The sequence below is a fragment of the Pseudomonas sp. AM4(2022) genome, from assembly GCF_036346515.1.
In the GTDB taxonomy this organism is placed as follows: domain Bacteria; phylum Pseudomonadota; class Gammaproteobacteria; order Pseudomonadales; family Pseudomonadaceae; genus Aquipseudomonas; species Aquipseudomonas paracarnis.
Genome location: NZ_JAOTNW010000011.1, coordinates 53220 through 64676, shown reverse-complemented (window position 1 = coordinate 64676; position 11457 = coordinate 53220). Strand labels below are relative to the sequence as shown.

Sequence of the window (11457 nt, the reverse complement as noted above, 5' to 3'; positions counted from 1 at the left end):
ACAGTCCTCCAATTGAGTAAGTGGTTTTACCGATGATCATTGGCAATTCGTTTGACAGCTTCAGCTATAACATCCAGCAAGGCTTTAAAGATAACCAGCCTCCAGGCAATCCCGCACCCACCTCTTCGCCGGTTGGCAGCCCCCCACAGGGGCAGGACACGCGACCAAAACCCAAAGATTCGGGTATGACCTCCCTTGGAGGAGGCAAACTGCTTTAAACCGTTACCAGTCACCGGCAACGAGTGCAGCGCACCGCGTTGCACTTGCGTTAACAAAACACTGACATCCTCTGCGTTATCCTTTCCAGTTCCACTTGGTATGAGCTGCATTCTTCATGGGTCAACCTGAAATCCTGCCTGCCGTGATCACCGGCCCCTTGCTAAGACGCCTGGAACCACAGCGCCTGGTTATCTGGTTGGTGGGCAGTCGTGCCCTGCCCCTGTGCTTGCGGCTGCAATTACCCTCGGGCGAGGCGCTGGATATCCCGCTCGATGCAACGCACTGCCAAGTCGTACCCGTCGGGCGCCATGCCTTTATCCACCTGATCGACATAGCCCTGGGCGACGCCCTGCCACAGGATGAAATCATCGGTTACGACCTGTTGATCGACGGCCTCGGCATTGCACAATGGGCACCCCACTTGCTGTATGGCGACGCGACTACGCCTAGTTTCGTGCTGCATAGCCGCATCCACCACTTGGTGCATGGCTCGTGCCGCAAACCCCACCACCGTGCCGACGAAGGCTTGCTGTGTGTCGACCGCCTGTTGGCGGACGCCCGCACACCGCTCGAACGCCCAGCCTTGCTGATGATGAATGGCGACCAGATCTACGCCGACGACGTCGCAGGGCCCATGCTGCGGGCCATTCATGGGCTGATTACGCGCCTGGGCCTGTACGATGAGTTTCTGGAGGGCGCGGTGGTGAGCGACAGCGCCAGCCTTTATGGGCATCGCGCCAGCTATTACCACCGAGCCGACCTGCTCCCTGCGCTGGACAGTAACGAGACCTTGCGCGAACGCTTTTTCGGCGGCGTGAAGAAACCAATCTTCACCAGCAGCACCGCCGACAATCACCTGGTGACCTTTGCCGAAGTGATCGCCATGTACCTGCTGGCCTGGTCGCCGACACCCTGGACGCTGATCACACCAGAACCGCCGCCGCTGAGTGCGCAAGAACAACAACGCTATGCCCGCGAACAGGTTCATATCGACCAGTTCCGCAACGGCCTGCCTGGGGTGGCGCGGGTGTTCGCGCACCTGTCGACGCTGATGATGTTCGACGATCACGACATCACCGATGACTGGAACCTCAGCGCGCAGTGGGAAGAAACCGCCTACGGCCACCCCTTCTCCAAGCGCATCATCGGCAATGCCTTGCTGGCGTATCTGTTATGCCAAGGCTGGGGCAACCAGCCCCAGGTGTTTGGCGAACTGCTGGGCCAAACCCAGGCACTGACCGGCCAGGTACAGGCCAATCATCTCGACGCGACGGCGCAAGACGCGTTGCTGGACGCCTTGCTGAAATTCCAGCAGTGGCACTACGTATTGCCCACCACCCCGGCGCTGGTGGTACTCGACACCCGCACCCGACGCTGGCGCAGCGAGTTCACCCTCAAGCAACCTTCCGGCCTACTGGACTGGGAAGCCTTGAGCGAACTGCAACAAGCCCTGCTGGACCACCCATCCGCCATCATTGTCTCGCCCGCGCCGGTCTTTGGCGTCAAGCTGATCGAGACAGTGCAAAAAGTCTTCAGCTGGTGCGGTTTTCCCCTACTGGTGGACGCCGAGAACTGGATGGCCCACCGCGGCGCCGCCCAAGTGATTTTGAATATCTTCCGCCACTCACGCACACCGGGTAACTACGTGATCCTTTCCGGTGACGTGCATTACTCGTTTGTCTACCAAGTGCTGATCCGCCACCGCAACGGCGGCCCCAAGATCTGGCAAATCACCAGCAGTGGCATCAAGAACGAGTTCCCGCCGCGCCTGCTGGAATGGTTCGATCGCCTCAACCGCTGGCTCTACTCCCCGCGTTCGCCGCTCAACTGGTTTACCCGCCGCCGCACCATGCAGGTGGTGCCCTATATTCCAGAGCATGCCGAAGCGGGTGAGCGGTTGTGGAACTCGGCGGGCATTGGCCAAGTGTTTTTCAATGAGCAGGGCCAACCGCAGGAGATTTACCAGCACAACGCGGATGGACGGCCTCGGACTAAAATGATGGCGCCAGAAAAATAGCGTTTCGCCACTCGTCATAAGCAGCACACCTGCCCTATTCAAACCGCGCAAGCGCCGATGTACAGTAGCGCCAGCCACGGAGTATCGGCGTCAACCATGACTGGCCTTGGGCGCCAGCCCCCGCAGGAAGCGCGCAGATGGACGATACATCCGGCAAAGAACCGCTACGCAATGAGGTGTCCGACCTTAACGTCGACCTGTTGCACGCCATTATGGAACTGGTCAGTGATGGCATCTGGGACTGGAACGCCAATACCGGCTTCGTCTACCGCAATCCCGGATGGTACGAAATGCTTGGCTACTCCCACCACTCCCTGGAAAACAGCGTCTTCACCTGGGAGAACGTGATCCACCCCGAGGATTATCCTCGCGTGATGGCGGTGTTCGATGACTACATCAGCCAACGCGCTGCTCATTACCGGGCCGAATACCGTTGTCGCAAAAAAGACGGTACGTACCTCTGGATCGAGGACCGTGGCTACGTCATTGCCCGTAACCCCGACGGTTCAGTGGCGCGCATGGTCGGCGCACACCGCGATATTCATGCGCGCAAATGCTCCATCGAACAGTTGCAAAAACGCAACCAGTCCCTGGAAGCACTGGTTGCGCAGCGCACCCTTGAGTTGTCGCGCGTCAACCAGCAACTGCAATTGCAGCTGGACGAAAACCGCTCTTTGGCCGAGCGCGACGCCCTGACGCGCATCGCCAACCGGTACCGCCTGGAAAAAGTGCTGCTGGAGGAATGCGACCGCGCCGAGCGCTTCCGCCTGCCCTTGGCACTGGTGGCTATGGATGTCGATGACTTCAAGCCGATCAATGACCAATACGGCCACGGCGTCGGCGACCAGACCCTGATACGGGTGGTGGAACACCTGGAAGCCTGCGTACGTAAAAGCGACTTGCTGGCGCGCTGGGGCGGCGATGAGTTTATGGTGGTGCTGCCCAAAAGCAACCTGGACACGGCCAAAGAGTTGGCCGAAAGGATTCGCCATAAAATCAAGACGACGGCCCCCTTGGGCGCGTTGAACGTTACCCTGAGCCTGGGCGTAGTAGAGCGGCGCATGGGTGAATCCCCGGCTGCGCTGATGGCGCGGGCCGATCAAGCCTTGTATCGGTCCAAGGCGGCGGGCAAGGATGGGGTGTCGGAATAGGCCGCAGCTCCTTCCAAGGTGGAATGACCCGGCAACTTTATTTCGTTTGCGGCAAGGCCAGGCGCACGGCTTAGATAGCGCTGCGCCCACCACTGTCGAGTCCCAGAGTCATGAGCCACGCTAGCATCAGCCAGTCGATCTCCACCGTTCACCCCATCAGCCTGAGCCACGGTAAAAACGCAGAAGTCTGGGACACGGCGGGCAAGCGTTACATCGACTTTGTCGGCGGTATCGGCGTACTCAACCTGGGTCATTGCCACCCGGCCGTGGTGGCGGCCATTTGCGAGCAAGCCACCCGGCTCACCCATTACGCATTCAACGCCGCGCCGCATACGCCTTACATCGAGTTGATGCAACGTCTCAGCGCCTTTATCCCGGTGGGTTACCCCGTCAGCGGCATGCTCACCAACAGCGGCGCAGAAGCGGCAGAAAACGCCCTGAAGATCGCCCGTGGTGCCACCTCGCGCACGGCGGTGATCGCCTTTGACGGCGCCTTCCACGGGCGCACCCTCGCGACCCTCAACCTCAATGGCAAGGTCGCGCCCTACAAGCAGAAGGTCGGTGTACTGCCCGGCCCTGTGTATCACCTGCCCTACCCCAGTACCGATAACGGCGTGACCTGCGCCGAAGCGCTGAAGGCCATGGAGCGTCTGTTCAGCGTGGAAATCGACGTAACCGATGTGGCCTGCTTCATCATCGAGCCGGTACAGGGCGAAGGCGGTTTTCTCGCCCTGGACACTGAGTTCGCCCAGGCCCTGCGGCGCTTCTGCGACCAGCACAACATCCTGCTGATCATCGATGAAATCCAGTCGGGTTTTGGTCGCACCGGCCAGCGTTTCGCCTTCTCGCGCCTGGGCATCGAGCCGGACCTGCTGCTGCTCGGCAAAAGCATCGCCGGCGGCATGCCGCTGGGGGCGGTGGTCGGGCGCAAGGCGCTGATGGACAACCTGCCCAAAGGCGGCCTGGGCGGTACGTACTCGGGTAATCCCATCGCCTGTGCGGCGGCGCTGGCGACCCTTGAGTTGATGAGCGACAAAAGCCTGCACGCATGGGGCGTCGCGCAGGAGGCCGCGATTGTGGGCCGCTATGAAGCCTGGCGCGCACAGCAACTGTCGCCCTACTTGGGCCGCCTCACCGGTGTCGGCGCCATGCGGGGCATTGAACTGGCCCATGCCGACGGTACACCTGCCCCCAAGCAACTGGCGCAACTGCTGGCGCTGGCGCGAGAGGCTGGCTTGCTGCTAATGCCCAGCGGCAAGTCGCGGCACATCGTGCGCTTGCTGGCCCCGCTGACCATTGAGCCTGCGGTGTTGGAGGAAGGCCTGGATATTCTCCAGGCGTGTCTCACCCAGCTGGACGAATAGCGGGCTGCCTTGACCTGATGCCCTCACCCGCTGAAAATGCCCGACGTTTTTTGTCTCCTCCGCTTACTACGCAGTGAAATTTTAATGTCTGATTCCTACACCGAAAAATCCGCCGAAGAATCCGTAGTCGCCCTGCACGCCAAAGCCGAATACGAAAACGCCATCAATCTTTCACAGCATGTGCCAGCCGCCAAGATCATCAGCGAGATGGTGCTTGACGCGTTTCACACCTCCAAGGAAAGCGACCAGATCCGCGAGCTGCGCGTTGCCATCCGCCAGGCCCACGATGCCTTCGACGATGACAAAGCCTATGAGCTGATGGGCCAGCTCAAGCAATTGAAAGACGCCGAAGCCGCAGACAACGCCGCCCTGGAACACCTGAGCAGCCAGTTCTCGATCACCCGCATCCTGTCCAGCTTCAAGGACGACCCCGAATTCCAGGAACTGGTCTATGGCCTGGCCCTCAAGGTCCTTAACCAGTCGCACCAGGCCATCAGCAACCCGAGCGCCGGCAAGGGCAAGGCTGCACGCGCCAAGAAAGACACCGAAGTGTTTGTGATCAGCAAGGATGGCATCAGCGTCACCCTGCCGCTGCGCACGCCGCGCTCCAAGCTCAATGTGGACCGCGAAGCGCTGGAGTTCCTGGGCTTCACCTTTGTGGGCGAAGGCAGCGAGGCGGAACTTGCGAGCGAAACCTTCATCGACAACAGCGGCGCCGAACAGCCGGTCACACGTAAGAGCATCGTGACCGCGCTGCAACAGCAAAGCGCCTTCGACGGTTACGCCATCGCCGCCCAGTAACCCGGTGACGCAACCTGGCGCGCGCAAGGCGCAGCGCCGGTTGCCGTCTACGCCTCTTGGTTCCATAACACCGCCGAGCTTTTCATCATCCCCACCGCGATGGCGAACAGCAACAACACGCAGCCTGCCAGCAGCCAGGGTGATGGCAAGGTTGGCCGGGCCAGCAACATGAACGCCAGCGATGGCGCGATCATCACGCCGATGTTGACACCCGCCGAATAGTAGCCAAGGTTTCGGTCCACGCTGTCGCGGCTGGAAATGCTGCTGACGTAGTGGGTGATCGCGGGGAACACAATCATCTCGCCCAGGCTCCACAACGCCGTCGCGAGCATCAACAGCGCGCCGACCTGACCAAAGCCCATCAAGAAGAAACCGCTGCCTGCCAGCAACAGGCCAATGATCAACGAGCGGCTGCTCGCCAAGTGCGCCATGCGCAGGTTGATCGGTACTTCAAATACAATCACCAGCAACGCATTGATGAAGAAGATGATGCCCACGTAATAGGCCGGCAATTGGGTGTAGTTGATGATGTACGCCGACAGAAAAGTCGGCGGCAATGCGTAAGCCACGTGCACCGGCAGCGCCGCCAACAGGATCACCAGCAGTCGCGAACGCTCATGAGCCGCCACCTCGGGCAAGCCCTCGCCTTTGCCGGCGACAGGCACGCCTTGGGTGGCCGGCCGGGGCCGACCGAACCGCAGGCAGGCGGCGAAGGCCAGCAGGGACAGCACGGCATTGATGTAGAACACCGCGTCGGCATTGCTGAGGAAGATCAAGCTGCCCAGCAATGGCCCGATGGCCATGCCGATGTTGATCGCCAGCCGGTTGCAGGAAAACGCCACTTTGCGCGACTCAAGGCTGCTGTGAGCCACCGTCTCGGAGAACGCGGCCGGTGTGAAGGCTTCGTAACAGGCGCCCCAGAGAAACGACAACAGGAACAGCGCCAGTGGGTTATCCACCGAGGGAATGGCCAGCAGCAACACTGCATTGAACAACAACGAACCGAGAATGACCCGGTTGGCCGAAAAACGTTTGATCACGGCGCCGATGATCAGGTCGGTACACAGGGCGCCCGCACCATATACACCGACCAACAGGCCAGCCGTGCCCGGCGATATCGCGTGTTGATGAATCAGGTACGCCGCGTAAAAAGGAAACGCCAGGGTGCCCATGCGGAACACCAGCGTGATCATGAACAGTGCTTGCAACCGCGTATTCAGGCTGCGCAACGCGTGAAAAGTCCCCATCAGCGCGGCACGCTGGCACAGGTGTGGAGCAAAGCTACAGAGCGGCTCATCCGGATGTCCTTTCGCAATGGCGGCGCCGGTGTGTCCGGCGCCAAACTCCATAGCTGGGCAACCTAATGCAGCACTGTGCGGCGAACAAGCTACCCATTTGGACAGGTAGGCGGTGATTGCGGCCTCAGGCCGGGTGACGGATATAGCCCAATTGCAAGGCCTTGCCGATCGCTGACTTGCCGTTGGTGACCTGCAATTTGCCGAAGATATTCTTCATATGAAACTTGACCGTATGGGAAGTCATCGAGGTCAGGAGCGCCACTTCGTTGTAGGTCTTGCCCAGGCTGACCCAGGACAATACTTCGGTTTCCCGTGGGGTCAGCACCGTCTGTTGAGCGACAGGCGCCGCGTGATTTTCCAGGGCCTCGTCGTACATCGACACCAACAACATCTGCAGTTCACTTTGATGGGCCAGCACCGTTTCGCGAAACTGCTGGTCTTCGCCGAAGCTGCACAGATTGAGGACCGAATAGAAGCCGCGATTGCCATGCACGATAAAACTGGCGCCCTCGCCAACGGGTTTGTAGGGGCCCGGCACCGGTACCGCCTCATCGGCCACGGCCAGCAGTTGTTCATCACTCCAGAAAAACGGTTTGATCCGCGTACGAGTCAATGAAACCAGCTCGCCACGCCGGTAGAAATCGTCGGCCGTGTCGGAAGGCTTCATGGCTTCTGGGTAATTGGACACAATCTGCGCTTGGTCCAGCGTGGGCCCACACTGGTAGACCTCGAAGTGTCCCAGGCCACGGCGGCTCAGCTCGGTATCGAGCAAGCGGCGCATATCCTCGGGCAGCATGGGCGATTTTTTATCGGGTTGGCCATTAGGTCGCACGGTTGTCTTCCTTGATCATTCAACCCGGTCGAGCATGAAGCATGCCTGGCTTACCTGTCCAGGCAACGGATGCAAACCCAGGGGCTAGACCTGCGCCGCGAACGCCTCGCGAAAGCGTTCCATCTCCTGCTCGTTACCCACCGTCACCCGCACCCACTGCGGCCAATCCTTCCATACCCGCCCAACCAACACATTCTGCGCCGCCAACTGCTCAATCACCTGCTCTGCTGGCCGCTTCACGTCGATCATGAAGCAGTTACTGTGGGAAACGGTGCAGCTAAAGCCCGGGCCCTTGAGCCACGCGATCGTCTCATCGCGCAACCTGGCATTGAGCGCTTTGCGTTGGCCCACCAGTTGCGCATCTTCCAGGCTTGCACGGGCGGCCAGCAAGCTGGCGCCGGCCGGGACATTGTCGCCGCCAAACACCGCCAACCGCTCCAGCAGCGCCGGGTGGCCGATCGCCAGGCCCAGGCGCGCACCGGCCATGCCGTAGATCTTGGAGAAGGTGCGCAGCACCAGTAGGTCGTCGTGGTCGTTGACCCAACTTACGCAACTGGGGGCGTCGCAGAAGTCGATATAAGCCTCGTCCACCACCAGCACGCTGCCCTTGGGTTTATTCACCAGGGCGTGGCGAATGGCCTCGGTCGTGGTGAGCGTACCGGTCGGGTTGTTGGGGTTGCACAGGTACAGCATGCCGGCCTGTGGGTCCGCCGCGAGCATGGCGGGCACATCGTGGGCATGCTGGGCGTCGAGGTTCACTTCACGCACCGGCGCCTTGATCGATTCGGCCGCCTGGCGCGGTACTTCGTAGGACGGCGTGGCCATTACCAGGCCACGAGTTTGGCTGGCGAACGCCAGCACCGCGTAACGCAGGGCGGCCATCGAGCCGGCAAATACCCCGACGTTTTCTTCGGCGATACCCTGTTGCTCGGCAAACAGCGCGGCCAATGCATACATGTCCGGGTAAGGGTAACGCCCGGAGCCTGCAATCGCGCGCTGCATCGCCTGGCGAGCCGCGCCTGAAGGGCCGTAGGGGCTTTCGTTGTAATTGAGCAGCACCTTGTCAGACTTCGTCGGCGCCGGGCTGGCGAAGGCCCAATTGAGCTGCCCCATCACAGGCAGGGCCGCGCCCAGGGCGAGAAGGGATCGACGACTGACACGCACCATGGTGACTACTCCTTGTAGAGGCGCGAGGGATTCGCGCTGGCCGTTCAGAAGAGTATGACGAGAAAGCCGTTGCCTGATTTACCACCGAGGCGTATCCCTGCACTCAGTACTTTATTGTTGTAGCGGGCGCATGCAACACTTTCACTGCCGCGAACCTTCAAGAACGGGTTCTGCCGGCATGGACTGATGACTAAATGGAAGTGGTGAGCACTTGATACACAGACGGGAAAAAACCGAGCACTTGAAGAGCAACATCAAGTACTTGATCAAGAGTCGTGGCGAAACCCAGCTTTCGTTAAGCAGTGCTGCCGGCCTGACCAGGACCACCATCTACAACATCCTGGAAGGCAAGGTCGTTAACGTACAGCAGTCGACCATTCGCAAGATCTCGGACTTCTTCGGCGTCTCCTACGAAGAAATCGAGACCATCAGTTTTGAGGCCAAGGAAGTCATCGAGAGCAATGTTTCCCCGCTGGGTAACAAGAACCCGGCGGCAGTGCCTGTGCTCAAGGAAAGCCTGCTCATGCAGAACCTGGGCAAGCGCATCGGTGAACTGGCCACGCTGCACCCGCTGACGTACTACTTCGGCAGCGCCTGCAATTTGATCGGCGTGCGCCTTGAGCACGGAATTCCGGGCCTCAATGAACCGGGGGACTTGCTGATCGTGCAGAAAGGCTCGTCGAGCGACGATAAAGAAAAGCTGGTGTACGACCGCGCCACCAAGAAGCTGTTCATCACCCTCGAACCCTGTGGGAACTCAGAGCGTTTGTGTGTCATCGGCGACATCCTTGAGGAGCGCTTCAATGACAACGTCTGAGGGCGCCGTTGAAAACAGCAAATACAAGTTGCTGGGCTTTGAAAACGACAAGCGCCTGGCGGTGATCATGGTGATCGCCACGGGCAAGGTCCTCAAGATCAAGCTGAGTGAAGTGCTCAGCAGTGAAATGATGGACAACTTCAACAAGATGGAAATCAAGAACCTGTACAAGAAGTTCTACTCCCAAGGCGGGACACTGACCGCCTACGATATAAACGACCGCAATGAAAACTCCTGGATGATCTACATCATCCTGAACTTGCTGCTGTTCACCTTCTATATCTTCACCAGCATTGCCGCGACCAAACCGATTTACCTGGAGTCGTTGGGCATCATCGTCACACCGGGCACGTTCCTGTACCCGCTGACCTTCTTGATCGTGGACTTGCTCAACGAGAATTTTGGTTTGCGCCTGGCGCGACGGGCCATTCTGTTTGCGTTTGCCAGCAACGCGATGATCATCATCCTGCTGTATGGCTCGACGTTCCTGCCGGGGCTGCCGGGCTGGAAGCTGGATGGGCCTTATACCGACGTGATCCTGCAAGTGTCGTCGGTGCTGGTGGCCTCTTCGGTGTCATTTCTGGTGTCGGAGAATATAAACTCCTACCTGCTGTGCAAGATCAAGGAGCTGACTAACTCCAAGTACCTGTACTTGCGGATATTCCTCAGTACGTTCTTCGCGGTGATTATCGACAGCTTCCTGTTCTGCTTTATTGCCTTCTACGGGGCGATGCAGACCAGCGATATCCTCAGCATGATTTATGTGCAGATCGTGATCAAAGTCGGCTTTGCGTTCTTCAACATCCTGCCTGCCTACGGGGCACGCTCGTTGTTCAAACGCTATCAATAATCCTGTAGGAGCGAGCTTGCTCGCGAAGAACCTGAGAGCGCCGCGTTCAACCAGATGCGCTGCGTTATGGTTGACGTTCTTCGCGAGCAAGCTCGCTCCTACAAAGGTTATTTCAGCTGCAACTTGTGCTTGAGGCTCTGCATCACATTTGTCTGGTTCTGCAGGTAGTCATTCAAGCCCCGAGCGCGCAGGTTGCACGCGTCACACTCGCCGCAGCCGGTACCGATGATGCCGTTGTAGCAGGTCAGCGTCTGCTCGCGTACCAGCTCCAGTTGGCCATGGTAATCGGCCAGGGCCCAGGTCTCGGCCTTGTTCAGCCACATCAACGGCGTGTCCAGGCGCACGTCGTATTCCATGCCCAGCTTGAGGGCCTGGTTCAGCGCTTTGACAAACTCATCCCGGCAATCGGGGTAGCCAGAGAAGTCGGTTTCGCACACGCCGGTGATGACGGTCTCGGCCTTCACTTGGTAGGCGTAGATCGCAGCCAGGGTCAGGAACAGGATGTTGCGCCCCGGCACAAAGGTGCTCGGCAGGCTTTCGCCCGAGCTGTTCACGGTCGGCACCGGAATGTTGTCGCGCGTCAGGCTGCTGATCGCCAGCTCATTGAGCAGGGACACATCCATCACTTTGTGCACAGTGGCGCCCAACTGCTTGGCCAGCTTCTGGGCCACTTCGATTTCTGCCACATGGCGCTGGCCGTAATCAAAGGTAATGCAGTGCACTTCGTCATACAGCGGCAGGGCCTGGATCAGGCAGGTGGTCGAATCCTGCCCGCCACTGAAGACCATCACGGCTTTTTTACTCATTGCATTGCTTCCTGCATTTGTAGAATTGGGAGGTAGGAGCGAGCTCGCTCGCCAAAAACGTCAACGATAACGCAGCGTATCCGGTTTGGCGCAGCGCTCAATAAAAAACCCCGCGCGACTTTCGAAGGCGGGGCT

10 protein-coding genes are annotated in these 11457 nt (G+C 59.5%); 6 read left to right on the top strand and 4 right to left on the bottom strand.

What is annotated here, in order from left to right; all coding sequences use genetic code 11:
- Window positions 1–334 precede the first annotated feature (334 nt).
- The 4 genes from ODQ19_RS16655 to ODQ19_RS16640 all read left to right on the top strand — a co-directional run bounded on the left by ODQ19_RS16655 (window position 335) and on the right by ODQ19_RS16640 (window position 5552).
- Window positions 335–2236 (top strand): alkaline phosphatase D family protein, encoded by a 1902-nt coding sequence (locus tag ODQ19_RS16655; protein ID WP_330210663.1) that lies wholly within the window; start codon window positions 335–337, stop codon window positions 2234–2236.
- Window positions 2237–2373: 137 nt separating this feature from the next.
- Window positions 2374–3387 (top strand): sensor domain-containing diguanylate cyclase, encoded by a 1014-nt coding sequence (locus ODQ19_RS16650; protein ID WP_330210662.1) that lies wholly within the window; start codon window positions 2374–2376, stop codon window positions 3385–3387.
- A gap of 110 nt (window positions 3388–3497) precedes the next feature.
- Entirely contained in the window at window positions 3498–4751 is a 1254-nt protein-coding gene (locus ODQ19_RS16645; protein WP_330210661.1) for a 2-aminoadipate transaminase, read from the top strand.
- Between the two features lie 84 nt (window positions 4752–4835).
- On the top strand, window positions 4836–5552 hold the full coding sequence (locus ODQ19_RS16640; protein ID WP_330210660.1) for a hypothetical protein: 717 nt from the start codon (window positions 4836–4838) through the stop codon (window positions 5550–5552).
- 47 nt (window positions 5553–5599) lie between these two features.
- On the opposite strand, the gene ODQ19_RS16635 is transcribed toward ODQ19_RS16640, so the two are convergent.
- The 3 genes from ODQ19_RS16635 to ptaA all read right to left on the bottom strand — a co-directional run bounded on the left by ODQ19_RS16635 (window position 5600) and on the right by ptaA (window position 8849).
- The gene (locus ODQ19_RS16635) at window positions 5600–6799 is read right to left on the bottom strand and encodes an MFS transporter (protein ID WP_330210659.1); all 1200 of its coding nucleotides are present in this window, start codon (window positions 6797–6799) and stop codon (window positions 5600–5602) included.
- Between the two features lie 175 nt (window positions 6800–6974).
- Window positions 6975–7682 (bottom strand): helix-turn-helix transcriptional regulator, encoded by a 708-nt coding sequence (locus ODQ19_RS16630; RefSeq protein ID WP_330210658.1) that lies wholly within the window; start codon window positions 7680–7682, stop codon window positions 6975–6977.
- Between the two features lie 84 nt (window positions 7683–7766).
- Window positions 7767–8849 carry a pyoverdine biosynthesis transaminase PtaA gene (gene ptaA / locus ODQ19_RS16625; protein ID WP_330210657.1) on the bottom strand — a complete coding sequence of 361 codons (1083 nt, stop codon included), beginning with the start codon at window positions 8847–8849 and terminating at the stop codon, window positions 7767–7769.
- A 211-nt stretch (window positions 8850–9060) separates the two neighbouring features.
- On the opposite strand from ptaA, the gene ODQ19_RS16620 reads away from it, so the two are divergent.
- Together ODQ19_RS16620 and ODQ19_RS16615 are read left to right on the top strand one after the other, a co-directional pair.
- A complete protein-coding gene (locus ODQ19_RS16620) occupies window positions 9061–9666 on the top strand; it encodes a helix-turn-helix transcriptional regulator (RefSeq protein WP_003194047.1) in 606 nt (201 codons plus the stop codon).
- Window positions 9653–10516: a queuosine precursor transporter gene (locus ODQ19_RS16615; RefSeq protein WP_116666308.1), complete on the top strand. Its 864-nt coding sequence runs from the start codon at window positions 9653–9655 to the stop codon at window positions 10514–10516. The genes ODQ19_RS16620 and ODQ19_RS16615 overlap by 14 nt, the downstream gene beginning before the upstream one ends.
- 107 nt (window positions 10517–10623) lie before the next feature.
- On the opposite strand, the gene queC is transcribed toward ODQ19_RS16615, so the two are convergent.
- Window positions 10624–11322, bottom strand: coding sequence for a 7-cyano-7-deazaguanine synthase QueC (queC, locus tag ODQ19_RS16610; RefSeq protein WP_003194049.1), 699 nt, complete (start codon window positions 11320–11322; stop codon window positions 10624–10626).
- Window positions 11323–11457 lie beyond the last annotated feature (135 nt).

Excerpts from the sequence above, each read along its gene's own strand:
- ODQ19_RS16645 (WP_330210661.1), top strand. The coding sequence starts at position 3,498 with ATGAGCCACGCTAGCATCAGCCAGTCGATCTCCACCGTTCACCCCATC.
- ODQ19_RS16615 (WP_116666308.1), top strand. The coding sequence starts at position 9,653 with ATGACAACGTCTGAGGGCGCCGTTGAAAACAGCAAATACAAGTTGCTG.
- ptaA (WP_330210657.1), bottom strand. The coding sequence starts at position 8,849 with ATGGTGCGTGTCAGTCGTCGATCCCTTCTCGCCCTGGGCGCGGCCCTG.
- queC (WP_003194049.1), bottom strand. The coding sequence starts at position 11,322 with ATGAGTAAAAAAGCCGTGATGGTCTTCAGTGGCGGGCAGGATTCGACC.
- ODQ19_RS16640 (WP_330210660.1), top strand. The coding sequence starts at position 4,836 with ATGTCTGATTCCTACACCGAAAAATCCGCCGAAGAATCCGTAGTCGCC.
- ODQ19_RS16635 (WP_330210659.1), bottom strand. The coding sequence starts at position 6,799 with ATGGGGACTTTTCACGCGTTGCGCAGCCTGAATACGCGGTTGCAAGCA.
- ODQ19_RS16655 (WP_330210663.1), top strand. The coding sequence starts at position 335 with ATGGGTCAACCTGAAATCCTGCCTGCCGTGATCACCGGCCCCTTGCTA.
- ODQ19_RS16650 (WP_330210662.1), top strand. The coding sequence starts at position 2,374 with ATGGACGATACATCCGGCAAAGAACCGCTACGCAATGAGGTGTCCGAC.